General features: G+C 36.8%; 24 protein-coding genes and 4 pseudogenes. All 28 read right to left on the bottom strand.

Annotated elements, in window-relative coordinates:
• Positions 1 to 35: 35 nt before the first annotated feature.
• On the bottom strand, positions 36 to 467 hold the full coding sequence (gene fliL / locus JCM19034_RS08025) for a flagellar basal body-associated protein FliL (protein ID WP_062048729.1): 432 nt from the start codon (positions 465 to 467) through the stop codon (positions 36 to 38).
• Entirely contained in the window at positions 468 to 680 is a 213-nt protein-coding gene (locus JCM19034_RS08020; protein ID WP_062048727.1) for a flagellar FlbD family protein, read from the bottom strand.
• 72 nt (positions 681 to 752) lie between these two features.
• Entirely contained in the window at positions 753 to 1,550 is a 798-nt protein-coding gene (gene flgG, locus JCM19034_RS08015; protein ID WP_062048725.1) for a flagellar basal body rod protein FlgG, read from the bottom strand.
• Positions 1,551 to 1,624: 74 nt separating this feature from the next.
• Complete coding sequence (locus JCM19034_RS08010) at positions 1,625 to 2,008, bottom strand: TIGR02530 family flagellar biosynthesis protein (protein ID WP_062048723.1); 384 nt, start codon at positions 2,006 to 2,008, stop codon at positions 1,625 to 1,627.
• A gap of 15 nt (positions 2,009 to 2,023) precedes the next feature.
• On the bottom strand, positions 2,024 to 2,485 hold the full coding sequence (flgD, locus tag JCM19034_RS08005) for a flagellar hook assembly protein FlgD (RefSeq protein WP_062048721.1): 462 nt from the start codon (positions 2,483 to 2,485) through the stop codon (positions 2,024 to 2,026).
• 12 nt (positions 2,486 to 2,497) lie between these two features.
• Positions 2,498 to 3,925: a flagellar hook-length control protein FliK gene (locus tag JCM19034_RS08000; RefSeq protein WP_231686875.1), complete on the bottom strand. Its 1,428-nt coding sequence runs from the start codon at positions 3,923 to 3,925 to the stop codon at positions 2,498 to 2,500.
• Positions 3,926 to 3,965: 40 nt separating this feature from the next.
• Positions 3,966 to 4,538 carry a MotE family protein gene (locus JCM19034_RS07995; RefSeq protein ID WP_062048718.1) on the bottom strand — a complete coding sequence of 191 codons (573 nt, stop codon included), beginning with the start codon at positions 4,536 to 4,538 and terminating at the stop codon, positions 3,966 to 3,968.
• A gap of 14 nt (positions 4,539 to 4,552) precedes the next feature.
• Entirely contained in the window at positions 4,553 to 4,906 is a 354-nt protein-coding gene (fliJ, locus tag JCM19034_RS20915; protein WP_231686874.1) for a flagellar export protein FliJ, read from the bottom strand.
• A gap of 79 nt (positions 4,907 to 4,985) precedes the next feature.
• Positions 4,986 to 6,307 (bottom strand): annotated as a pseudogene (gene fliI / locus JCM19034_RS07985) (flagellar protein export ATPase FliI).
• Positions 6,304 to 6,645: a FliH/SctL family protein gene (locus tag JCM19034_RS07980; protein WP_269431677.1), complete on the bottom strand. Its 342-nt coding sequence runs from the start codon at positions 6,643 to 6,645 to the stop codon at positions 6,304 to 6,306. Before JCM19034_RS07980 ends, fliI begins: the two are co-directional and overlap by 4 nt.
• A gap of 8 nt (positions 6,646 to 6,653) precedes the next feature.
• The gene (locus JCM19034_RS07975) at positions 6,654 to 7,088 is read right to left on the bottom strand and encodes a hypothetical protein (RefSeq protein WP_062048712.1); all 435 of its coding nucleotides are present in this window, start codon (positions 7,086 to 7,088) and stop codon (positions 6,654 to 6,656) included.
• Positions 7,081 to 8,094, bottom strand: a complete 1,014-nt coding sequence (gene fliG, locus JCM19034_RS07970; protein WP_062048709.1) for a flagellar motor switch protein FliG — start codon at positions 8,092 to 8,094, stop codon at positions 7,081 to 7,083. The genes JCM19034_RS07975 and fliG overlap by 8 nt, the downstream gene beginning before the upstream one ends.
• A gap of 11 nt (positions 8,095 to 8,105) precedes the next feature.
• A pseudogene (gene fliF, locus JCM19034_RS07965) lies at positions 8,106 to 9,691 on the bottom strand (flagellar basal-body MS-ring/collar protein FliF).
• Between the two features lie 33 nt (positions 9,692 to 9,724).
• Positions 9,725 to 10,024, bottom strand: a complete 300-nt coding sequence (gene fliE / locus JCM19034_RS07960) for a flagellar hook-basal body complex protein FliE (protein ID WP_062048707.1) — start codon at positions 10,022 to 10,024, stop codon at positions 9,725 to 9,727.
• A gap of 14 nt (positions 10,025 to 10,038) precedes the next feature.
• Complete coding sequence (gene flgC / locus JCM19034_RS07955; protein ID WP_197276360.1) at positions 10,039 to 10,497, bottom strand: flagellar basal body rod protein FlgC; 459 nt, start codon at positions 10,495 to 10,497, stop codon at positions 10,039 to 10,041.
• Positions 10,498 to 10,499: 2 nt separating this feature from the next.
• Positions 10,500 to 10,904 carry a flagellar basal body rod protein FlgB gene (gene flgB, locus JCM19034_RS07950; RefSeq protein WP_062048705.1) on the bottom strand — a complete coding sequence of 135 codons (405 nt, stop codon included), beginning with the start codon at positions 10,902 to 10,904 and terminating at the stop codon, positions 10,500 to 10,502.
• 382 nt (positions 10,905 to 11,286) lie between these two features.
• Positions 11,287 to 12,066, bottom strand: a pseudogene (gene codY / locus JCM19034_RS07945) (GTP-sensing pleiotropic transcriptional regulator CodY).
• Between the two features lie 32 nt (positions 12,067 to 12,098).
• Positions 12,099 to 13,487 carry an ATP-dependent protease ATPase subunit HslU gene (gene hslU / locus JCM19034_RS07940; protein ID WP_062048703.1) on the bottom strand — a complete coding sequence of 463 codons (1,389 nt, stop codon included), beginning with the start codon at positions 13,485 to 13,487 and terminating at the stop codon, positions 12,099 to 12,101.
• A gap of 17 nt (positions 13,488 to 13,504) precedes the next feature.
• Positions 13,505 to 14,050 carry an ATP-dependent protease subunit HslV gene (gene hslV, locus JCM19034_RS07935; protein ID WP_062048701.1) on the bottom strand — a complete coding sequence of 182 codons (546 nt, stop codon included), beginning with the start codon at positions 14,048 to 14,050 and terminating at the stop codon, positions 13,505 to 13,507.
• Positions 14,051 to 14,075: 25 nt separating this feature from the next.
• Positions 14,076 to 14,957, bottom strand: a complete 882-nt coding sequence (gene xerC / locus JCM19034_RS07930) for a tyrosine recombinase XerC (protein ID WP_370621855.1) — start codon at positions 14,955 to 14,957, stop codon at positions 14,076 to 14,078.
• 168 nt (positions 14,958 to 15,125) lie between these two features.
• A pseudogene (trmFO, locus tag JCM19034_RS07925) lies at positions 15,126 to 16,432 on the bottom strand (FADH(2)-oxidizing methylenetetrahydrofolate--tRNA-(uracil(54)-C(5))-methyltransferase TrmFO).
• Between the two features lie 173 nt (positions 16,433 to 16,605).
• Complete coding sequence (gene topA / locus JCM19034_RS07920; protein WP_062048691.1) at positions 16,606 to 18,678, bottom strand: type I DNA topoisomerase; 2,073 nt, start codon at positions 18,676 to 18,678, stop codon at positions 16,606 to 16,608.
• A 137-nt stretch (positions 18,679 to 18,815) separates the two neighbouring features.
• Positions 18,816 to 19,706 carry a DNA-processing protein DprA gene (dprA, locus tag JCM19034_RS07915; protein WP_062048689.1) on the bottom strand — a complete coding sequence of 297 codons (891 nt, stop codon included), beginning with the start codon at positions 19,704 to 19,706 and terminating at the stop codon, positions 18,816 to 18,818.
• 125 nt (positions 19,707 to 19,831) lie between these two features.
• Entirely contained in the window at positions 19,832 to 20,746 is a 915-nt protein-coding gene (gene sucD, locus JCM19034_RS07910; protein ID WP_062048687.1) for a succinate--CoA ligase subunit alpha, read from the bottom strand.
• A gap of 18 nt (positions 20,747 to 20,764) precedes the next feature.
• Entirely contained in the window at positions 20,765 to 21,925 is a 1,161-nt protein-coding gene (sucC, locus tag JCM19034_RS07905) for an ADP-forming succinate--CoA ligase subunit beta (RefSeq protein ID WP_062048686.1), read from the bottom strand.
• A 220-nt stretch (positions 21,926 to 22,145) separates the two neighbouring features.
• Positions 22,146 to 22,322 carry a hypothetical protein gene (locus JCM19034_RS07900; RefSeq protein ID WP_156323914.1) on the bottom strand — a complete coding sequence of 59 codons (177 nt, stop codon included), beginning with the start codon at positions 22,320 to 22,322 and terminating at the stop codon, positions 22,146 to 22,148.
• Positions 22,323 to 22,393: 71 nt separating this feature from the next.
• A complete protein-coding gene (locus JCM19034_RS07895) occupies positions 22,394 to 22,669 on the bottom strand; it encodes an EscU/YscU/HrcU family type III secretion system export apparatus switch protein (protein WP_062048682.1) in 276 nt (91 codons plus the stop codon).
• Positions 22,666 to 24,297: a hypothetical protein gene (locus tag JCM19034_RS07890; protein WP_062048680.1), complete on the bottom strand. Its 1,632-nt coding sequence runs from the start codon at positions 24,295 to 24,297 to the stop codon at positions 22,666 to 22,668. Before JCM19034_RS07890 ends, JCM19034_RS07895 begins: the two co-directional genes overlap by 4 nt.
• Between the last annotated feature and the right edge of the window lie 8 nt (positions 24,298 to 24,305).

Here is a 24,305-nt window from a genome sequence, read left to right as displayed (position 1 = left end):
CTCTCCATCCAATTAAGCAGTAAAGCATAAGTGAGCTATTGGATAACCCAACTAGTTGTATAAACTTGAATAACTTCACCGTCTTGCATTAATGCATTAATTTCGTCTCGAATACCATTTTCAAATTCAATAATTCCTTCATTACCTGATAAATCTGAAGAACGTTTATTTGATAAAGAACGTAAAATAATATTATTTATTTGAAAATCGCGCTTCTTTATTTCCGATAGTGCTGTTTTGTTGTCTACTTGAATTCGAAAACTAGCACGTATAAAATCATTTGACAGTAAATTTGTCGTTATTTCTTCTGTATCAAATGATAAATTAATAATTTCATCAATTGATGGTTCAGTCTGTTCTTCAGGAGAATCTAAAAATTGATTAAATAAAACAAATACAATGACTCCAAGCAATGTTAGAGCAGCTAAAATGATTAACATAATATTAATTAATTTATTTTTAAACAATCATGTGCCCTCCACATCTTTATAAACTGCTAAAAGTCCTATCTCTTTCAACGTAGTATTGATAGCGAATTTAACATCTTCAATATCATCTTGCACAATTAATTTTTTTCCATTAACAAGAGTAATCGTTGTATCTGGAAATGCTTCTATTTGTTCAATTAATAGAACATTTAGCAAAAACGTTTTTCCGTTCATTCGTATTAGCTCAATCATAAATAATATAATGGACTAGGAGATTGCATCCTAGTCCAGCCTCCTTTAGTCATTCCTATCCAATTTATTTCATTAACGCTTCAGATTTACTAATTCTTGCAAAATTTCATCCGATGTCGTAATAATACGAGTATTTGCTTGAAAAGCACGTTGGGCAACAATCATCTCAGTAAATTCCTCTGATAAATCTACATTTGACATTTCTAATGTCCCCGCAACAAGGAGACCCGTACCTTCTTCCCCAGGCGTAGTAGCATTTTCTTCTCCTGAGTTTGCACTAATTTGGTAGAGGTTTGATCCTGCTTTTTGTAAACCTTCAGGGTTTGCAAAATATGCCAGAGAGATTGTAGCTGCTTCCTGAAGTTCACCGTCGTTATCGATGTAGTTAACTTGACCTGTTTGTCCAATGCTAAAGCTAGCAAATGTACCTGGTTCAAGCTGTATTCTGCCATCATCAGCAAGTAGATAGTAGCCGTCCGCGTTTACGATGTAACCTTCTTCATCGAAGTAAAAGTTCCCAGCACGTGTATAAAAAATATTCTCTCCATCCTCATCAGACACTCGAAAATATCCATCACCAGAAATCCCTAAATCTAACTCTCGATTTGTATTTTGTAGGCTTCCTCCAGTATGTACTGTATCGATAGATGAAATCATCGAGCCTAATCCGATCTGTCTTGGATTTGTTCCACCTAGGCCTGCTCCCGGAGCTGATGCTCCAGCAATTTGCTGGCTGATCATATCTTTAAACGTTGCTCTTCCCTTTTTATAACCAAATGTATTAACATTGGCAATGTTATTTCCGATTACGTCTAACTTGGTTTGCATGTTTTTCAAACCTGAGATACCAGAATACATTGATCTTAACATTTTTACAGTTCCTCCTTTTTTTTGTTGACTACATCTGTCATTCAGTAGTCAAAGACTTCCCTTTTCGTCCAGCCTTAATCAATTAGTATCGTACCGTTAATATTTGAAAATATTTGGTCTTTTGCTTCGGATCGGAGTAATGCTGTAATCACTGTATGTGTTTGTGCATTTACTAGTAATGTTGCTTCATCGGTTATTACAACCGACTCTTTTAATCCTTTTTCTTTTGCCTCCGTCATCTTCTGCTCTATTTCAAGCCACTTTTTGTCGTCAATTAAAATATTTCTTGATTCAATCCGACTTTTAGCATGTTTCGTTATTATTAATTTTTGAAAGTTATCCAGTTCTGATTGAAAAACATTTTTAAAATTCGATTTTTCACGATTAATGTTTTTCACATTTTTAACTGGCGAGCTTGGAAGTGGTGCTAACGAACGCAAATGAACCCGAGGATCCATACACATTCACTTCCTCTATTCATCATTATTTTTATTGCTTATTTGAACAATTTGATCACTATGAATCCAGCGATCATTTTCTAACAACACACGGATTTTCCCATCACTTTCAAGACGAACAGATTTCACTACATGATTTTCATATATCGTTTCTGTCCGGTACTCATCAATTTCAACTTCTCGCTTCCATTGAACCGTTTTTCCAATCAGTTCACTATGCTGAACTAAGCTTTGACTTTGTTGCAATTGAACAAATGATTGAATAGCTTGGTTCATATTAGTCATCTGTTCTAAAGATGAAAACTGAGCCATTTGTGCAATAAACTCACGATCATCCATTGGATTAGCAGGATCTTGATTTTGTAACTGAGCAATTAAAATCTTTAAAAAGTCATCTTTACCTAGAATATTTTGTTTATTATTCAGTTGCTGTGACTGTTGATTTTGTAAATATAAACTTTCATTTACTGTTGGCATATGATCACACACCTAAACTTGTTCATTTATTGAATATAAAAAGTCTTGTAGCTCATCGTGAAAATCCTTTGATTCATCATTTTTTTCTTCATTTGAATCATGTTGCTGCTGTTCGGATGTAGAGCCTTCCTTTTCTCTCTCAAATTGAGATTGCTGCTGCATAATTTCCAATTTCTCGACAGGTAGCTGTTGTTGGATGAATGCTTGTCTCAATTGTGAAATCTGACTTTCTATCAGCTCTTTTGTGAGAGTTTGGCTGACCAAGATTTTGGCTGACAATAAGCCATTCATTTGAGTTAATTGTACCTCTAGACGTCCTAAATGCTCAGGATGCAGCTTTACCGTTAAAGATTGAACTCCATCTTTTGTTTGGGATAATTGAGCATGATGCAAAAGGTTTTGAAATTGTCTTAAGAACTGCTTTTGCTGTAATTCTCGTGGCAATTGCTCTCCTAAGTGAATTGTCAATTGCTCATTCTTCCTAGAAGCTGCTTGCAATTCGTGAGGAACTTGTAAAAGCTGATTTGACTGCTCCACTTTTAACGCTGGTGTTTCCACCTTCCCTTCACTTGATGGCTTATTTCCATTTCCTTTGTAAGCATTCAATTCTAGTAAGCCCCTTAAGAATTCCTCATTCTTAACTTGATTCTTCGTTCCGATTAAACTATCATTTGTACCTACTACCTGTCCGACATCTACTTTATTGTTTAGTCGTTTTTCTTTTATACTCCTGCTATATAAACCATTTTCGAGTACATTTCCGTGCATGAAATGTTGTCTAGATCCTGTTTCGTTAAAACCAGACGTATTTAGTAATTGTCTAATTTGAACTTTCATTTCAGACAGAAAATTAATGGCATTTTGTACAGTCGCATTGTCTTCACTTTGCGTCAATAAACGACTTAAAGCAGTGTGATTATCACTTAGACGTGCGAAAAATAACATGACGTTGAACTGTTCATTTTTAGTGAACTTTTGTAGGTCACGATACTCTTCGTCCATAAAAAACAAATATAATGTTTGTTGCACATCAGAAGGAAATTCAGTCCAAATTTCTCTTATTTCATCGTTATTTTGCCAGCTTTGAAGATCTATCTCCTCGATCAGTTCCGATAGATTTAAAACAGAAAGAAAATTATGAAATGATTCGAAAAGTGCGTTCCAACCTTCACTTTCTCCAAGTTCAGCCAATATTTCCTTCCAGCCTTCGTCTACACCAAGATCGGCAAATATCTCTCTTAGTTCTTCCTTTTCCAAAGTCATGGGTGAATTTTCTGACCGCTTATTCTCCTCGACGCTTTCCTGATCTTGATTCACGTGTTGTTCATCAAGCATGCTCCCTAACAATAATCCAAAATCACTTTGATTCGCACTTGAAGAAAACGATATTGGTTCATTTTGCACAGCTGGTTGTTGATGTGTCTTCAGCATCATAAGCATATTCACTTTTTCACCTCCTTTCAATAAGTTAGTTCGCTATTTAGTCACTTAATTGTCTTCTTAAATATTCAACTGCTTTTTCGTCTTCCATTTCTTCTAAAATGGCTGCTCTATGTTCAACTGAAACAAAACGCAAGTGCATAACAGCCTCGTCGGGATCCAATTGACTTAACAAACTTGCTGCCTTATCCTCCGACATTAGTTCATATAATTTTCCTATTTCTTGCAATGATTCTTGAATAACGACTTCTTCCTGACCTTGATCCTCTAATTCCTCTTGTAATTCAGCAATCTCATCTTGAAGTTCCAATATTTCAAGCTGTTTATATTCAACTTCTGAAGTGAGTCTGGCAATCTCTTGATCCTTTTCCAATAAATCCTCTTCTAACTGCTCATAGGATTCCTCAGAAATACCGTCTGCTTGCTCTTGTTCTTCTGGTACCCAATTCGCAACAATCGGAATATTCGAACCAACCTTTTGTAATTGTTTCGTGATATCAAATCCTATTAACGAAAATATGAACCCAAATAGCACTAACCCAAAAATGATTGGAATAAAAATGACTAAAAAGAATAATTGAAGCTTACTATAAGAACGTTCTTTATTACTCATATACTCACCTATTTTCACCGATTCACAAATGCCTGAATCGATAGTTCATTCATTTCTATAATTTCTAATCGTTTAGACTCTTCAAGAAATTGCTCATGCTGTCGTTGTTTCATCTTTTCATATTTTTTCAACTCCACTGATGCGTCTATTAATTGCCGTTGTTTACTTTGCATCATTGTACGTGCTCGTTGAGTTTGCTGTTGTAAGATAAGGATCTCGTTTTCTAAACGTGAAATAATTGTTTCTTGAAATCGAATTGCCTTAATTGAAGTGCCTTGTTGCAATTCCGTTCTTGCCTTTTCTTCTAAACTTTCTTTTTTCTTCAGTAGGTGGTAAAGTTCTGTTGCTACTCCCTCAAAATGATCAATCGCAGCTTTATATTCCGCTTCACGCTCATTTTTTTAGCTTCCTTTAGCTCTAGTACTTTTTGTAATGTGAAATGAAAATTCATGATTTACCACCATTTTCGACTAGTTTGATAAGAGCTTTTACCGATTGATCGATTGTTGATTTCTCATCCGTTCCTTGCGTTAAAAAAGCTACAATTTGCGGTTGTATGTTTATGGCTTGATCGATTTCTAAAGAACTCCCTTTTTTATAAGCACCGATATTTATTAAATCCTCGTTATCTTCGAATAGCGATAAATAGTAACGAATGATATCAGCAGCTTTTTATGATCCTCTGAAACTATATCTGCCATTACCCTACTTACGCTTTTTAATACATTAATTGCTGGGAACTGGCCTTTTTGTGCTAGTTTCCGATCAAGTACTAAATGCCCGTCTAATATTCCACGAACTGTATCAGCAATTGGCTCATTTAAATCATCACCATCAACTAAAACGGTGTAAAAGGCCGTAATGGAACCATTTTCGTCGGTACCAGACCTCTCTAACAAACGTGGTAATAAGGCAAATACTGATGGTGTATACCCCTTTGATGTGGGCGGCTCACCTATTGCTAATCCAATTTCCCTTTGAGCCATCGCTACACGGGTAACAGAATCCATCATTAAATTAACAGCAAGCCCCTGTTGACGGAAATACTCTGCAATTGCTGTAGCTGTCATGGCACCCTTTATTCTCATCAAAGCTGGTTGATCTGAGGTTGCGACAACAACAATTGATCGTTTTAATCCTTCCGTTCCTAAATCACGTTCGATAAATTCCTTCACTTCTCTTCCACGCTCACCAATTAAAGCAATCACATTAATATCTGCTGCAGAATTACGAGCTAACATTGACAATAAAGTACTTTTTCCGACACCACTTCCGGCAAAAATCCCAATTCTCTGTCCTTTACCAACTGTAAATAACGCATCAATAGCTCGAACTCCCAATGACATCGATTCCGTTATCCTCGGCCTACTCATCGGATTTGGCGGGGGGTTGTCCGTTTGAAAAGAAGTAAGTCCTTTCGGTAGTGAATCTTTTGATAATAATTCGCCACAACCATCGATAATAGACCCAATTAACTGTGTACCCACTTTTATTTCTAAAGGTTTACCGGTAGCCTCTACTAAACTACCTGGCGAGATTTCTGTTGTTCCATTTAATGGCATTAGTAAAACAAATTCATCACGAAAACCAACAACCTCAGCACGAACTTTTGTCGATGGTTTCTTTCCAGTCGTGATGTAACAAAGGTCACCAATAGAAGCTTGAGGTCCTTTTGATTCAATCATAAGTCCTATTACCTGTGTCACTTTACCATACCACTTAAATGGAGATAACTGTGGAATTAGACTTGGTAAAGACTGAATGTTCAAGGTGCATCCTCCTTAAGCATTGCTAATAATTGTGCCTTTAGTTCGTTTAATTGACGATCAATACTTGCATCGATACGACCATGTTTCGTTTCAATGATACATCCATTCTTCATCAAGCCCGCATCAGGATATATATATATGTGCTCACAATGGCTTAACAATTGTTCTAACTCATCCTTTTGTAGGATTGTTAGCTCATACGATTCTGGATGGACATAAATCTTAATATGATCATGCTCTCTTACTTCGTTCATCAATTGCTTTAGCATACTTTTCCAAGTTTCATTGTCTTCTGATAATTTAACACCTATAATCCGGTTTGCTAAAGAAGCTGCTATTTCGACAATTAAAGCTCTGCCTCTTCAATTTGCTGTTTGAATTGTTGTTCTGACAACGCAACAATGCTTCTCGCTTTGTCAATTAACTCGTTATAAGATTGTAATCCTTCCTTTTGCCCTTGAGTGTACCCTTCTTCAAAACCATTTTTCTGTGCCTGTTCAAAAAGTTCAAGTTGTTTTTGTTCCGCATTTTTAAGCTGTTCTTGAATCTGCTTATTGATTGTCTCCGCCTCTTCGTGGGCCTTCTTAACGATTAATTCTGCTTCTAACTTCTTTTCTTTGAGCTCTCTTTCAAAACCGATTGACGAATCATTGCTAGTCTGTTCCTCAGGTAATGTTGTATTCTCTAAAAATGTCTCATGTTGAAACTTTTTTAAAATAGAAATCGTTTTTGCTTGTGATCCATTTCGCTTTGAAAAATTCGACTTGATGATCTTAGACAATAATATCGTCTCCTCCGCCACGGGCGATAACAATCTCTCCCGCTTCTTCAAGGCTCCGGATTACAGAAACAATTCTAGATTGTGCTTCTTCGACATCCTTCAATCGAACAGGCCCCATAAATTCCATTTCATCTTTAAATGCTTCTGCCATTCGTTGTGACATATTACTGAAGATAATTTCCTTCACTTCATCACTAGCAACTTTTAATGATAATTGTAAATCTTCATTTTCAACATCTCGAATAACCCTCTGAATGCTGCGATTATCGAGTGTAACAATATCTTCAAATACAAACATCCTTTTCTTGATTTCTTCTGCTAATTCTGGGTCTTGTATTTCTAATGCATCAAGAATCGTTCGCTCTGTACTTCGATCAACACTATTTAAAACTTCAACAACTGATTCAATTCCACCAGCTTCTGTATAATCTTGTGTAACGGTTGATGACAGTTTTTGCTCAAGAATAGCTTCAACTTGGTTAATAATTTCTGGAGACGTACTGTCCATTACCGCGATCCTTTTTGCCACATCTGCTTGTACTTCCTGCGGAAGAGCAGATAAAATTTGCCCTGCCTGTTCAGACTCTAAATACGACAGAATCAGAGCAATTGTTTGTGGGTGTTCATTTTGAATAAAATTTAATATTTGTGAGGCATCGGCTTTACGAGCAAAATCAAATGGCCTTACTTGCAACGTGGATGTTAAACGATTTATAATATCCATCGCATTATCTTCCCCTAAAGCCTTCTCTAATATGCTTTTAGCATAGCCAATACCACCTTGAGCAATATAATCTTGAGCTAATACAAGTGAATGAAATTGCTCCAAAATCTCTTCCTTTAGTTCGCTATCAACTTTACGAACATTAGCAATTTCAAGCGTTAATTTTTCAATTTCTTCCTCTGAAAGATGTTTATAAACTTGAGCAGATACATCTGGTCCGAGAGAAATCAGAAGAATGGCAGCCTTTTGTTTCCCAGTAATTCCTCTTTTTGTTACAGCCATTTTCTCTCCTCCTAATCTTCAGATAACCAAGTTCTTAGTAACTTAGAAAAATCTTCTGGCTTTTCTTTTGCTAACTTTTCAAGTTGTTTCTTTTTTGCAGCAGATTCTGATGAATCTTCATCTGGCAAATCAGGCAAATCATAAGGCCGTCTCTCATCTGATACTTCACCTTGTACCTCTTCCGCTCTCTTTCTTCTATTTCTCATTAAGATAAAGAGCAGCAATAAAATCAGTGCTACTAATATGCCACCAATTACATAAACCCATGTTGGAATCCCCATTGTAGGTTCAAATTCTGTGATAGTTCTACCGTTAAATGGGTGCGAACTAACAACTATTTTCTCACTTATTTCTTCCTGGGTTAATTCTTCAGCATATACACTTGAAATACTTGTTCTAACAATCGTGCCTAAAATTTGCTGAATATCATTTAATTGATCTTGTGGTAGTGTATCAAAACCTTCTGGAGGTTCGACCATTACCTGTATTCCAAGATCTCTAATTTTATATGGACTTTCAACGATATCACGATTAATCCTGTTTACTTCGTTATTAATTCGTTCTTCGGTACGTTCAAAATCAACTGGGCCTTGTCCTAATGGACCGGGATAGTTGATAATCCCATCTCCTGTACCTTCAATCCCACCTTCTTCAATACCTTCACCACTGTACGTTTCCTCAATACGTTCAATACTTACTGCAATTCCCTCAATATTATCAATATTCACAGGTTCAACTAATTCTTCCGTACGGTTTTCTTGTGTAAAATCAATATCTGTTGTTACGGATACTATGACGCTGTCTTGACCAACTATCGTTCCTAACATTTGTTGAAGGTTTCGTGTTAAATCGTGCTCGATTTCATTTTGAATCGCACGTTGCTGTTCAAAAGCAGATAACGTGGATTGAGATTCATTATTTTGATCTTCATAAAAATAATCATTAAACATTTGATCTGAAATGACGATATTATCAATAGGTAAATTCGGCACACTCTTTGATACAAGATGGTAAAGGGCTCTTACTTGACTAGAATCAAGCTGGTGTCCTGGAGCTAACTCTAGCACAATCGCTGCTGTAGCCGAATCATGAGTTGAATTTAACCAGACACTTTCTTCTGGAAGAGTTATCATGACATTTGCATTATGAACACCATTCATATTGCGAATCAGTCTAGCTAGCTCTGTTTGCATAGAAGCACGTTCCATAACATTGAATTCATTATCTGTCATTCCAAAGCCCATTTGATCTTGAATAAACGAATAATCAATTGTCCCGCTATTAGGTAACCCCTCTGCTGCTAGTTCGACTTTCAGCGTGTCTACAAGATTGTTAGGAACTAAAATAGATGTTCCATTATCAGATACTGTAGCTGGAATACCTCGTGCATCCAATGTTTCTTTAATTTGTCCTGTTTCTGCAAGCGTTAAATTACTGTAAAGCGGTTCATAATTTGTTCTAGTGGCAAAAAAGATAACAATACAACAATAACAATTATTGAAACAATCGAAGATAAGATAACCAATTGTTGTCTTTTGGAACGTCCATTCCAGAATTCATTAAATCTCTCTTTAAATTTCGTCAGCTTCTCGTTCATTTGTCCTCCTGAATCAAAGCAATTAACATCATACTATACTTGCATTCTCATTATTTCTTGATATGCTTCAACTACTTTATTTCGCACTTCTACAGTTGCTTGTAGCATTACGCTAGCCTTTTGACCTGTAATCATAACATCGTGTAAATCATTTATTTCACCTTTTGCCAATAAGACCGTTTTTTGTTGAGACTCATGCTGCATTTCATTCACTTCTTTCATCGCATCGTTAAGAGCTGCTTTAAATGCTCCATGTGCCTCACCAGGTGTATATGTATTACGCTGGACAGCTTGATTTTGACTATTTGTAAAAGGTGTTATCCTTAAATCCATTTATTTACCTCCCTTTAACGACCTATTTCAAGTGCTTTCAATAGCATATTTTTTGTCCCATTTATAGCTGTTACATTAGCCTCATAAGATCTTGTCGTGGTCATTAAATCAACCATTTCTCGTAATGGGTCAACATTTGGCAGTTGAATAAATCCATTCTCGTCAGCATCTGGGTGATCTGGGTTATATACTTGCTTGAATGGAGTCTGATCTTCAACTATGCGATCAACCTTAACACCATTTCCAACTGTCGAATTCGATCGACCGATTGCACGCTGCAACTGACTAGCAAATGAAGGAGCTTCATTTGGTGATGTGACAACCATTTTTCGACGATATGGCTCCCATTGTCCATCGACAAACCGGGTTCTTGTCGAATCCGCATTAGCAATATTTGCTGAAATCACATCCATTCGTAATCGCTTTGTCGTAAGAGCAGATGCACTCGTATTCAATCCATTGAAAATCGTCATCACTAACGCCCTCCTCTTATCACTGTTTCCAAGCTTTGAAAGCTACCATTTAATCGATCTACTAATGCATTATAATAGATTTGATTCTTGGCGAGTTCAGACATTTCATGATCAATATCGACATTGTTACCATTATGATTATATAAAGTATTACGATTTTCAGTTACGATTGGTCCTAAACGACTGTTTGCAGACTGAAATTCATAATGGTCTTTATGAGTTCTGTTAGCTTTCAACCCCTGTTTGTCTAGCTCATCATGTAATAAATGCTTAAATTGAACTTGTTTGGCCTTATAATTAGGTGTATCAACGTTCGCTATATTTTGCGAAATAGCATTTTGTCGAATTTGCGCTCCATTTAAGCCTGTTTCTAGCGCTCTAATGGAAGAACTTCCAAAGAGATCCATGTACGAACACCCCTTTTGTCAAATTATCTGTTCATTTTTATCATTTTTATACAACTTTCTACATCTTCTATGAAAATTGTAATAAATATAGAACAAAAAGTCTAACCTATATTTTATTAAATACTTTTTCACTACAAAAGAATCATAAGACTAATAGGTACATAGTCACATTTATGTACAATAAAGCTATATTTATCGACATTTTTCTATGAATATGTCGATTCTCCGTTCAAATGACCTATATTAAAATTATGTCTAATAACTTAGGAATATTTGAGCACACAAATTTTCACAAATAAAAACAGAAAAAAGGTTTGTCTCTAAGGGTATTTTTTACCTTAAAGACAAACCTCAAAAAGAAGTTTAATTACAATTTCACTAATTACTTACTATTCACCCGTTCTAATTCAATTAAAAATTTGTCATTTAATACTTTAATATACGTCCCTTACATGCCTAAAGAACGCGATTCGATTACACCAGCACTTTCAAGCTTTCTTAATGCATTAACAATGACTGATCGTGTAATCCCCACGCGATCGGCAATTTTGCTCGCCACAAGTAATCCTTCTCTACCATCTAGTTCATGGAAAATATGATCTACTGCTTCAAGCTCACTGTATGATAAAGAACTAATCGCCATTTGGACAACCGCTTTACTGCGAGCTTCCTCTTCAATTTCCTGAGTTTTCTCATGAAGTATTTCCATTCCAACTACCGTTGCACCATATTCGGCCAACAGTAAATCATCATCATTAAAAGCATCATTTAACCGAGACAAGATTAATGTTCCTAATCGTTGTCCTCCACCTTGAATTGGTACTATTGTCGTTAAGCCATTTTTAAATAATTCTTTATTTTCGACAGGAAAGGCAGTAAATTCACTCTCTATTCCGATGTTTGCCGATGTACTTTCAATTTTGAATAGTCCCTCCGTATACTCTTCGGGAAATCGTCTATCCTCGAGCATTTTTTGCATGCGATCATTTTCAATTTCCTGTTTGATGGCAAACCCTAATAGCTTTCCTCTTCTACTAACTACAAAAATATTAGCACTAATCGTATCCCTTAACGTTTCAGCCATATCATTAAAGTTAACATGCTGGCCAACGGTTTTTTGTAGCATATCATTAATTTTCCTCGTTCTTGATAACAAATTCATGCTATCCCCTCCTAACTTTTTCCTAGTTTTAATTATAAAATAAATCGACTTAGATCACGGTTTTTCGCAATGCTTGACAATTTTTCTTCCACATACTCTGGAGTAATCACAATCTCTTCTAAATTAATATCAGGTGCTTCGAAGGAAAGATCCTCCAATAGGCGCTCTAATAAAGTATGTAGTCTTCTTGCACCAATATTTTCTGTATCCTGATTCACTTCTGTCGCAATAGTGGCAATCTTATGAACAGCTTCGTCGGAAAAGACGACTCTTATACCTTCTGTCTCTAAAAGGGCACTATACTGCTTTAACAAGGCATTATTCGGTTCAATTAATATGCGCACAAAATCATCAACTGTTAAATTAGATAATTCTACTCGAATTGGAAAACGCCCTTGCAACTCAGGGATTAAATCTGAAGGTTTAGCGATATGGAAAGCACCTGCACCTATGAACAAAATATGGTCGGTTTTAATAGCACCATATTTCGTCACTACTGTTGAACCTTCTACTATCGGTAAGATATCCCTTTGTACCCCTTCTCTCGATACATCTGCTGATTGCTGCCCTTTGCTAGCTACCTTATCAATTTCATCTATGAAGATAATACCTAATTGTTCGGCTTTGAAGATAGCTTCTTGATTAACTTCATCAAAATCAATTAACTTTTGTGCTTCTTCATCAATCAACACTTTTCGTGCATCCGAAATCGGTAAACGACGTTTTTTTCGTTTTTTAGGTAATAGGCCCCCAAGCATTTCCTGCATATTCATCCCCATTTGCTCCATGCCGGCACCTTGAAACATATCCATAAAGTTTTGCGATTGTTCATCAACTTCAATCGTTACCATATGGTCTTCTAATTCACCTAATGCAAGTTTATGAGCCATTTTTCTTTTCGTTTCTTGCAGAGAATCCGTTTCCGTTGTCTGTGTCTCATTATCTTCATTTTGCTGGCCAAAGAGCATTTCGAGTGGGTTTTTATAGGAAGATGTTTTCTTACCACTTGGTACTAGTAGATCAACAATTCGTTCATTTGCCATTTTCTCTGCTTGTGGACGAACCTTTTCAATCTTCTCTTTTTTTACAATACGAACGCTCGTTTCAACCAAATCTCTTACCATTGATTCAACATCACGGCCCACATATCCTACTTCTGTAAACTTTGTAGCCTCTACTTTAACAAACGGTGCCCCAACTAGCTTAGCTAATCTACGAGCAATTTCCGTTTTCCCAACACCCGTCGGTCCAATCATTAAAATATTTTTAGGCGTTACTTCATCCTTTAATTTGTCATCAAGCAAGCTTCGACGATATCGATTACGTAACGCGATCGCTACTGACTTTTTCGCTTCCTCTTGACCTACAATAAATTGATTTAAACGATCGACAATTTGTCTTGGAGTTAAGTTCGTTTCCACTTTATTTCACTCCTATCTTATTGATCTAAAGTTTCTACCGTAATATGTAAATTCGTATAAACACATATTTCTCCAGCAGTCTCCAATGCTGCTTGAGCAATATCAGTAGCCGATAAATTAGCAGCATGTTTTTTAAGAGCACGTCCTGCAGACAAAGCATAATTACCGCCGGAACCAATCGCAATCATACCATCGTCTGGTTCAATCACTTCCCCTGTTCCAGAAACTAATAAAAGACTTTCTTTATTCATAACAATGAGCATTGCTTCAAGCCTGCGTAACACTTTGTCGTTGCGCCATTCCTTGGCTAATTCAACAGCTGCTCTTTGGAGATTACCGTGGTATTCTTCAAGTTTCCCTTCAAACTTCTCAAATAATGTAAAGGCATCAGCAACCGATCCAGCAAACCCGGCTATTACTTTGCCTTGAAATAATTTTCTAACCTTTTTTGCTGTATGCTTCATAACTACTGCATTCCCAAACGTTACTTGACCATCACCTGCCATAGCACACTGACCTTTATGTGCTATAGCAAAGATCGTCGTTGCATGAAAATCGTTCATATTCTTTCCTCCTTCTTTATTCGTTTTATGCCCTTGGATGGTGTTGTTTATACACATCACGTAATCGCTCTTTCGTTACGTGCGTATAAATTTGCGTTGTCGATAAATGTTCATGGCCTAACAATTCTTGTACGACACGCAAATCGGCACCGTTATTCAATAAATGAGTAGCAAATGAATGTCGTATATCGTGAGGTCGTAGCTTTTTTTGTGTAGCTGTTTGATCCATTCTTTTTTGAATAATTGTTCGAATACTCCGGTCAGAAAGCTTGCCACCACGAAAATTTAAAAATAAAAAAGGATTTGCCACTGTCGATTTATTGGCTAATTTTGTTCTTCCATCTTGAATATATGTATAAAGGGCATCTAAAGCAAAGGAACCTACCGGCGTATAACGTTCCTTTCTACCTTTCCCTAATATATACACCGTACCTATTGTAAAGTCGATATGTTCAACTAGTAGTTGACTACATTCACTTACTCGTATTCCCGTAGCATATAATAATTCAAGTAATGCACGATCACGCTGGTCTAGCGGCTTATCACCTGATACTGTTTCAAAAAGTTGCATCATTTCCTCTTCATATAAGAAGTTTGGTAACTTTTGCTCCGCCTTCGGTAAATGGATAAATGAGAATACATTGTCCTTCACCCTTTCCTCCCGCTGATGAAAAGAATAGAAACTTCTTAATGCAGATAATTTTCTTGAAACAGATTTGCGAGAATATTCCATCTTAAATAGGAATGTTAAATATTGTCTAACATGATTTGAGCTCAATTTTGTAAAGCAATCGACATGAATCGATTTCATAAACTCAGTAAAAGCAATTAAATCTCTTTCATAGTTTCGAATCGTATGGATTGAATAATTCTTTTCCATTTGAAGATATTGAATAAACGATTGAATCCAATTAGAAGTACTCAGTCAAAAACACTCCTTTCATTCGTTTATTGACAGTTGGATACGTTCTCAATTGAATGAGCTAACCATACATAACAGGTTCGAACGTGTAAAGTCATCTCAAATGAAAAGCTACTAAATTTTAACATGATTTAGTAGCTCTGACAATCTTATTTACACTTTTTTCACAAAATTCTGAATTGTATCCAACGCACGTTTAGCAAACTGTTCATAGCGTTCTTTCTTATTTTTTATTCGTTCGTCGAGAGGTGGTAATAAACCAAAGTTAGCATTGATCGGTTGGAAATTTTTAGGGTTAGCATTTGTTATATATTGTGCCATACTACCAATTACAGTCCACTCCGGGAAAACGACAAGCTCTTCACCTTTTATTAATTTGGCGGCATTTATTCCAGCAATGATACCAGCAGCTGCAGATTCAACATAGCCTTCAACACCCGTTATTTGCCCCGCAAAAAAGAGTTGTTCATGATCTTTATATTGATACGTTGGCTTTAGCAAATTTGGTGAATTAATAAATGTGTTTCGATGCATGACTCCGTAACGAACAATTTCAGCTTCCTCTAAGCCGGGTATAAGTCTAATCACTTCTTTTTGTGGTCCCCATTTTAAATGTGTTTGAAAACCCACAATATTATATAATGTTCCTGAAGTGTTATCCTGTCTTAGCTGGACAACTGCAAACGGCCGTTTGCCAGTTCGCGGATCTTCTAGTCCAACAGGCTTCATTGGTCCAAATAGCATCGTTTTTTTTCCGCGCTTGGCCATCACTTCAATCGGCATGCACCCTTCAAAGAAGATTTCCTTTTCAAATTCTTTAAGAGGTACTGTTTCTGCAGAAACTAGTGCATCATAGAAACGATTAAATTCTTCTTCAGTCATTGGACAGTTTAAGTAAGCCGCCTCACCTTTATCATACCTTGATTTCAAGTATACCTTATCCATATTAATCGATTCAGTTTCAATAATAGGGGCAGCAGCATCATAAAAATACAAATATTCTTCACCAGTTAACTCCCGTAATTTCTTAGATAGAGATTCAGAAGTAAGTGGCCAGTCGCAATAATTGTTGGTCCTTCAGGAATTTCTGATATTTCTTCATTATAAACGGTAACGAGGGGATGGTTCTTTACCTTGTCTGTTACCAATGCAGCAAACTCATGGCGATCAACTGCCAATGCACCACCTGCTGGAACAGAAGCATGATCTGCTGAATCAATAATAACAGAATCTAATACCCTCATCTCTTCTTTAAGAACCCCAACGGCGTTCGTTAAGGAATTACCTCTCAATGAATTACTACATACTAATTCGGCAAATTTATCTGTATGATGAGCAGGGGTTTGCTTAACAGGACGCATTTCATATAAATGGACTTGAATCCCTCTCTTCGCTAATTGCCATGCTGCTTCACTACCAGCTAAACCAGCACCTATGACATTTACGTAGGGTTGTGACATAATTTCCCTCCAATACTTTCCACATTCTCAATATGTGTAGTGCAATTACTACGTAGGTGTATTCTATCATCCTTGCCGCGTAACGGGGAATGTAGACGATCTTCTAAAAACATTTATAAAGTTTGATGAAAAAAGAAAAAAGTATGATTTGTAATAAAAAATAAACGACCAGCTTAATTTGTTTCTTCTCGATAATCACATGAAGAACATTCTACATGGACACCTTTTTTTGATTTCTTTTCAACTAGCATACTATTACATTTAGGACAAGGTCTAGCAATCGGCTTATCCCATGAAATAAATTCACACTCTGGGTATCGATCACATCCATAAAAAATACGGCGCTTTTTACTTCTTCGCTCTACTATATTGCCTTCTTTACAACTCGGGCACTTCACGCCAATGTCTTTCACAATAGCCTTTGTATTTCGACATTCCGGGAAGTTAGAGCAGGCCATAAATTTACCGTACCGCCCCATTTTATATACCATTTCATGACCACATTTTTCACAATCTTCGCCTGCAGGTTCATCGCGAAGTTCAACTTCCTTCATTTCATCTTCGGCAATTTCTAACCGTTTCTCAAATGAACTATAGAAATTATCAATAATGTTGACCCATTCTTTAGCTCCTTCTTCTATCGAGTCAAGGTCATTTTCCATTTTCGCCGTAAATTCCACATCTAATATTTCTGGGAAGAATTCAACGATTAATTCAAGAACAATCTCTCCAAGTTCCGTCGGTACAAACCGCTTATCTTCTAATGCAACATATCCTCTCCGTTGAATAGTATCTAAAGTTGGAGCATACGTCGAAGGGCGACCGATACCTAATTCCTCCATTGTTTTTACTAATCGTGCTTCTGTATATCGTGGAGGTGGTTGCGTAAAATGTTGAGTTGGTTCAATTTCCTCGTTCTTAACGATTTGACCTTCTTCCAAGTTTGGTAAAAAACGATCTTCTTCTTTTTTACCATCGTCTGTACCTTCAATATAAACCTTCATAAAACCAGGAAATTTAATCTTTGAACCTGTCGCTCTAAATAATACCCCATGCTGTTCAATATCTACTGACATCGTATCCATGACAGCTGGTGCCATTTCACTAGCAACCATTCGCTCCCAAATCAGTTTATACAAACGGTATTGATCACGCGATAAATACCCTTTTATCGTCTTCGGATCCTTTTCAACTGCTGTTGGTCGTATTGCTTCATGAGCGTCTTGAGCTTTTTTATCGGTTTTGACTACACGTTTCCCTTGTCGTGTAAATTCTTCGCCAAATTCCTTCAAGATGTATTCACGAGCCTCTTGTTCGGCTGTCTCTGAAATACGTGTCGAATCCGTACGCATATAAGTAATTAAACCGACTGTTCCTTCTTTTCCTATTTCTACACCCTCATATAATTGTTGAGCAATCATCATTGTTTTCTTAGCTCGGAAGTTCAACTTTCGGGCCGCTTCTTGTTGTAATGAAGAAGTAGTAAATGGATTAACCGGATTACGCTTTCTTTCCTTTCGTTTTACAGCTGTTACGTTATAATCATTTGTTTTAAGTTTTGATAAAATTTGCTGAACTTCTTCTTCCGTTTTAAGGTCAACTTTATTACCATCGACCCCATAAAACTTCGCATCAAATACTTCCTTACCAAGCAAAAAGCGGGCTTGAATATTCCAATATTCTTCTGGAATAAAGCTTTGGATTTCCTTCTCTCGTTCGATAATCATCTTAACTGCTACAGATTGTACACGTCCAGCACTTAACCCCTTTTTTACTTTCTTCCATAATAAAGGGCTAATATTATATCCAACTAACCGATCGAGAATTCTTCTAGCCTGCTGAGCATCTACTAAATCCATATTAATTTTTCGAGGAGTTTTAAATGCTTCCTTAATTGCAGTTTTCGTAATTTCATTAAATACGACTCGACATTCTGAAGTTTCGTCCATATTCAAACTATGAGCAAGATGCCAAGCAATTGCTTCTCCTTCGCGATCAGGGTCAGCTGCTAAATAAATTCTTTTCACTTTTTTTGCTGCTGTTTTTAACTCTTTTAATACTGGGCCTTTTCCTCTAATCGTAATATATTTCGGTTCATAATTCTGTTCAACATTTACTCCCATTTGACTTTTTGGTAAGTCTCTAACATGTCCCATTGAAGCTTTGACTATATACTTCTTCCCCAAATACTTTCCAATGGTCTTTGCTTTTGCGGGAGATTCAACGATTACTAAATAATCGGCCATATAAGACTCCCTCTCTAACTGTAAATTAAAATCTTCCCTATTATGGAACAGGTTTTCTTGATTTGTCAAACTTCTTAATGAAAAATAGAGAATTTTTCATTTAATTATTAGTTAGGGACTACGTAATTTTGACAAATTCATTCACAATCTTCAGGGAATTCAGTGAGTATATCGGTTGCATGTAATACAAGTTTAGCTCCTTCTTGAATTAATTTATTTGTACCTCTAGAAGTATTTGAAAAAATGGAACCAGGTACAGCAAATACGTCTCTACCTTGCTCTAATGCTTGATCAGCAGTTATTAAAGAACCACTTTTTTCATTTGCTTCAATAACTATAATTGCCTTTGACAATCCACTAATGATTCGATTTCGAGCTGGGAAGTGCCATTTACGTGGAGGAATATGAGGGGGATACTCAGTAATTATGCAATTATTTTTCGACATTTCTTGGAAAAGTTGTTCATTTCTTTTAGGATAAATGTGATGAAAACCTGCACCTAATACCGCAATCGTTTTTCCTTTACTCAAAAGAGCAGCTTGATGAGCCAATGTATCAATGCCGATAGCTAATCCACTTATAATCGTCCAATTTTTTATAGCAAGTGGTTTAATGACATGCATTACTTTTTTGGCTGCTTCGTGACTGGGGTTCCTCGTTCCAATAACAGCCATACATCGACTATTATTTAGATAATGATGATTTCCTTTAACGTAAAGGACAAAAGGTGGATCATGAATTTCTTTTAATAAGGTTGGATAATAAGTGTCGAAACATGTAATCGGGGTGATTTGTTGTTTTTCATAAATGCGTAGAAGTTCATTTGAAGAACAAATATGAAGATCGTGAATAAGAATTGCTGCCCGCTCGCTTTTTAACTGAAAAATCGTTTGTAGTTCAAATTTTGTCAGTGAGTATATGTTCTCAAGCCCCGGGTCTATTTTCAAATAAGAGTAAAACAATTTCCACGTCATTCCACGACAACTGTGTAAATGGATAAACCGTGCACGCCATTCAGTATCATCCATCAATAATCTCCTTTCCTATAGAGAGAAGGGATTGTCCTTAAAGGTTTGTTACTCCCTTAAGAACAATCCCAAAGCTTTTTTTGAAACCATTATAATCTGCTTATGCGAGAGCAGTTAGAGTGGTCTTATTTTGTTGCTTCGTGTGTCACACATTTTTCTAATAACCCTTTTTCCTTTAAAACGGAAATAAGTGTATCACCCATTACAGATGGTGTTTCTGCTACTTTAATACCGCAGCTCTCAAGCGTTTTAATCTTTTCTGCCGCTGTACCCTTACCACCTGAAATAATCGCTCCAGCATGCCCCATACGCTTTCCTGGAGGGGCTGTTTGTCCACCAATAAACCCAACGACAGGTTTATTCATATTGGCCTTAACCCATTCTGCTGCTTCTTCTTCCGCTGTCCCACCAATTTCACCGATCATAATAACCGCATACGTATCTGGGTCTTCATTAAACTGTTCTAAAACATCAATGAAATTCGTCCCATTTACAGGATCTCCTCCAATACCAACTGCAGTCGATTGACCGATACCATTTGTTGATAATTGATGAACAGCCTCGTACGTAAGAGTACCTGAACGAGATACAACGCCAACATGACCCTTTTTATGAATATAGCCTGGCATAATTCCAATTTTACATTCCTCTGGTGTAATGACACCTGGGCAGTTAGGACCAATTAAACGTGTCTTCTTTCCTTCTAGATAACGTTTAACACTAATCATATCCATTACCGGTATTCCCTCAGTAATACAAATTGCTAAATCTAATTCAGCATCTGCTGCTTCCATTATCGCATCTGCTGCAAACGCAGGGGGAACATAAATGACCGAAGCATTCGCTCCTGTTGCTTTTACTGCCTCTTCAACTGTATTAAATACAGGAATTCCTTCTACTTCTGTTCCACCTTTTCCAGGTGTAACTCCACCTACAACATTTGTACCATATTCAACTGCTTGCTGCGTATGGAATAATCCAGTTGCACCTGTAATACCTTGAACAATCACTTTTGTATCTTTATTAATAAGGATACTCATTCTCCACGTCCCGCCTTTCTATTGTACTAATGACACGATTTTTTGTGCACCGTCTGCCATAGAATCTGCTGCCGTAATATTAAGACCAGATTCGTTTAAAATCTTCTTACCTAAGTCAACATTTGTTCCTTCAAGACGTACGACTAAAGGAATGTCAAGTCCAACTTGTTTTGTAGCTTCGATAACACCTTCTGCAATAATGTCACATTTCATAATACCACCGAAGATATTTACAAAAATCCCTTTCACATTTTCATCAGATAGGATAATTTTAAACGCTTCTGTTACTTTTTCAGCAGTCGCGCCACCACCTACATCAAGGAAGTTAGCAGGATCACCATTGTAATGCTTAATAATATCCATCGTCGCCATTGCCAATCCCGCTCCGTTAACCATACAACCGATATTACCATCTAACGAAATGTAGCTTAAATCATATTTTGAAGCTTCAATTTCTTTTACATCTTCTTCTTCAAGATCGCGATATTCAAGAATATCCTTTTGACGATAGAGTGCATTTGAGTCAAAGTTTAATTTTGCATCTAATGCCATTACTTTCCCGTCACCTGTAGTTACAAGTGGATTAATTTCTGCAATCGAACAATCCTTTTCAATAAAGACTTTATAAAGTCCCATCATAAACTTAACAGCTTGACCGACTAATTCTTTAGGAATGTTAATATTAAACGCTAAGCGGCGTGCTTGAAAGCCTTGAAGACCGACAGCTGGATCAATGACTTCCTTGAAAATCTTCTCAGGTGTTGCTTCCGCAACTTCTTCGATCTCCGTTCCACCTTCTTCAGAAGCCATTAAAACGACACGCGATGTTGCACGGTCAAGAACAAGCCCAATATAATACTCTTTTTGAATGTCGCATCCCTCTTCAATGAGTAAGCGCTTTACTTCTTTACCTTCTGGCCCTGTTTGATGTGTTACAAGTGTTTTCCCTAAAATCTCATTAGCATATGTACGTACTTCTTCAAGGTTCTTGGCAACTTTTACGCCACCTGCCTTACCACGGCCACCTGCATGGATTTGTGCTTTCACTACTGAAACACTTGAACCTAGTACTTTCGCAGCCTCTACTGCTTCTTCGACAGAAAATGCCACTTTTCCATTTGGTACAGCAACACCGTACTTACGTAGAAGCTCTTTTCCTTGATACTCGTGGATATTCATTCTCTCTCCAGCCTCCTATCAATTACATGTATGCCGTAGCACCATTTTAGATTTAATATGAAATCCTCTATTATTTTATCATGGATTAGATGGTTGTGGGAGATAAAACCCTTACAAAATATAAGATTTTAAAAAATCGATGAATTCTGTCAATTAGGCTTTGGATGACAACTTAAATAAGGCATCTCAAACTGTTGCCTGAGATACCTTCATACGTTTACTACTTTTCTCTTTTTTTAGTTGCCTGTGTAGTCTCATTCCCTTTAGGTTTCTGATTATCTTGCTTTTTTAACAGTTTTTCAAAAAGTGTGACTTTAGCATCTGATTCTTGGACACTATGAGGGTACAGCTCTTGACTAAATTCTGTTCTTGCTGATTGTTTTTGTTGCTTCTTCATGAGGCTACCTACCTCCATAATAAAATTGTTCCATTTTATCATTCCCATGACTTACTCATTCATTCAAGGATCTATGAACGATGCTGGTCAACTTGATAAATATAAGCGAAAATCTCCGCGACAACTTCATACAATTCTTCTGGTATTACCTGATTCATTTCTAATTGCGACAGTAATTCAATGAGTGATTCATCTTCTTGAAGAGGGATAGAGTGTTCCTTAGCTCGTGCAATGAGTTCATCTGCCACATAGCCCCTCCCCTTAGCAATTACTTTCGGTGCTGCCTCTTTTAATGGGTCGTAACGTAGTGCTACAGCCTGTTTTTGTTTTTGATGTGGCTCGTTCATATCCGGATATCCACCCCTTGATAGGTCGAATTTGTATGAGATGAATCTGTTGTCTTTACATTAACTTCCTTTAATTGTTTCCAAGATATCGTTAAAAGATGATAATCCTTCTTATCAAGTGCACTCTTTAAAGCTGGTGTTAAGAGATTCATTAATGAAGAAGGTTGATCTTGTTCATTATGAATCGTTATGGAGACAATTCGATTCTGAATCATTACATCAACGACCGTTTCTCGCAAATGTTCTAATGTTAAATAAAATAAAATTCTACAATACTCCGGATTTAATTGTCCATCATTGTTTTTCTGTCCTTCCCATTGCATCGTCATATTCGTATGAAAATCACCTAATTGAAGTGGAATGGAAAATAAGTATTGTTGGAGTGCACCTATTTGCTCTTGAGACAAAAGTTGTTGTGCGGTAATCGTCTGAACTAGATTGGAAACTGCCATCTGAATATCCCTTTGTAATGGCTGCTGCTGCATCGTTAATAACAATGATTTCATATTTTGCTGAGTTATACTTGACTGATCATTAGCTAGATCAACTCTACTAATCATTTGTTCAAAATCAAATCCTAGCAAAGAACTAAGCATCTGCAATGGTGGCAGTTGCATTTGTGCCCTTTCAGTTCGAAATATTTGAATCAGCAATTGCCGTTCTGCTTGGGAAAGTGGTTGCTCAATAAGAGCATGTAATCTCGATTGAACGTCCGAGGGAGATTGATTGAACAGGTGACGGATAATTAATTGAAAGTCCTGTTCCTTTACCTGGGAAATAAACGTCATCAACTCCACGCGGCCGAAAGGTGTTCCTCCTTTATCATTAGGGACGAGTAACGGTCTTACTTCATTTAACAATTCTGTTTGATTGAAGTTCATCCCAAGACGTTGCAGGATGGTTCGTGCTGTTTCTGAATCTGTTTCGTTATTGCTTAACATGAAGGAAATGAGCTGCTGTATGAGCGTAGTTTGCGACATTGTAACAGTAAATTTTTGCATAACTGGTTGGAGTTTTGGTACCCACTCATTTGCTCGCCTGTCACTAGATTGATTTAACAACTGCAACAATGATTGCAATTGCGTTGATAGATTTTCCGAATGTTCATATGTTTGAAACGCATCAAATATCGCTGGTGTTAATGGTAACTGACGTTGAATTAGCTGTACGATCAATTGTAGTGCCTGCTCTTGTCGAAGTGAGGTGTGCTGTAATAATTGAACACTATCTAGAATCATTTCTTTCGAAAAGGATAATCCTTGCTTTTGAAAAGCTACAACTACTGATTCTGCAGCCTTTGAAAATGGCACACCTATATATTTTAAAAGATCTACTACTGGTGTCTTACTTGTTTGCTTCGAAGCGGTTTCTTGCCGTTTGAGCTCTAACACTTTTAACCGAGGCACTCCTTTCGCTTCGATTACTTGAAACCAATATCTCTCACCAGCTACTAACGACGCTTCTAACATTCCAGTCATATTCATTCCATTAATTTGTAATGAAGCTAAGTTATTCGGAAAAAGCTTTAGCACTTTCCCTTGAAAAATTTGTCCAGTTGCGAAGGCAGCTGTACGTATTTGTTGTTGCATTGTATTATTTATTTGAGCTGAATAGTGCGTTTGAATCATTTCATCAA

Source organism: Bacillus sp. JCM 19034 (assembly GCF_001310635.1).
Lineage (GTDB): Bacteria > Bacillota > Bacilli > Bacillales > Bacillaceae_D > Halalkalibacter.
This window is presented reverse-complemented; position numbering and strand designations above follow the sequence as displayed.

Bases quoted from the DNA above. Each gene is read 5' to 3' on its own strand.
- flgD (WP_062048721.1), bottom strand. From the start codon at position 2,485: ATGCCAACAGTAAATGAAAGTTTATATTTACAAAATCAACAGTCACAG.
- topA (WP_062048691.1), bottom strand. From the start codon at position 18,678: ATGGCCGATTATTTAGTAATCGTTGAATCTCCCGCAAAAGCAAAGACC.
- hslV (WP_062048701.1), bottom strand. From the start codon at position 14,050: ATGAACGATTTTCATGCAACGACGATCTTTGCTATAGCACATAAAGGT.
- fliG (WP_062048709.1), bottom strand. From the start codon at position 8,094: ATGGCTGTAACAAAAAGAGGAATTACTGGGAAACAAAAGGCTGCCATT.
- JCM19034_RS08010 (WP_062048723.1), bottom strand. From the start codon at position 2,008: ATGGATCCTCGGGTTCATTTGCGTTCGTTAGCACCACTTCCAAGCTCG.
- sucD (WP_062048687.1), bottom strand. From the start codon at position 20,746: ATGAGTATCCTTATTAATAAAGATACAAAAGTGATTGTTCAAGGTATT.
- sucC (WP_062048686.1), bottom strand. From the start codon at position 21,925: ATGAATATCCACGAGTATCAAGGAAAAGAGCTTCTACGTAAGTACGGT.
- JCM19034_RS08020 (WP_062048727.1), bottom strand. From the start codon at position 680: ATGATTGAGCTAATACGAATGAACGGAAAAACGTTTTTGCTAAATGTT.
- fliE (WP_062048707.1), bottom strand. From the start codon at position 10,024: ATGGATTTAAGGATAACACCTTTTACAAATAGTCAAAATCAAGCTGTC.
- JCM19034_RS08000 (WP_231686875.1), bottom strand. From the start codon at position 3,925: ATGCTTATGATGCTGAAGACACATCAACAACCAGCTGTGCAAAATGAA.
- flgG (WP_062048725.1), bottom strand. From the start codon at position 1,550: ATGTTAAGATCAATGTATTCTGGTATCTCAGGTTTGAAAAACATGCAA.
- dprA (WP_062048689.1), bottom strand. From the start codon at position 19,706: ATGGATGATACTGAATGGCGTGCACGGTTTATCCATTTACACAGTTGT.
- JCM19034_RS07890 (WP_062048680.1), bottom strand. From the start codon at position 24,297: ATGATTCAAACGCACTATTCAGCTCAAATAAATAATACAATGCAACAA.
- JCM19034_RS07900 (WP_156323914.1), bottom strand. From the start codon at position 22,322: ATGAAGAAGCAACAAAAACAATCAGCAAGAACAGAATTTAGTCAAGAG.
- flgB (WP_062048705.1), bottom strand. From the start codon at position 10,904: ATGGATCTCTTTGGAAGTTCTTCCATTAGAGCGCTAGAAACAGGCTTA.
- JCM19034_RS07995 (WP_062048718.1), bottom strand. From the start codon at position 4,538: ATGAGTAATAAAGAACGTTCTTATAGTAAGCTTCAATTATTCTTTTTA.
- flgC (WP_197276360.1), bottom strand. From the start codon at position 10,497: ATGACGATTTTCAATGGATTGAATACGAGTGCATCTGCTCTTACGACA.
- JCM19034_RS07895 (WP_062048682.1), bottom strand. From the start codon at position 22,669: ATGAACGAGCCACATCAAAAACAAAAACAGGCTGTAGCACTACGTTAC.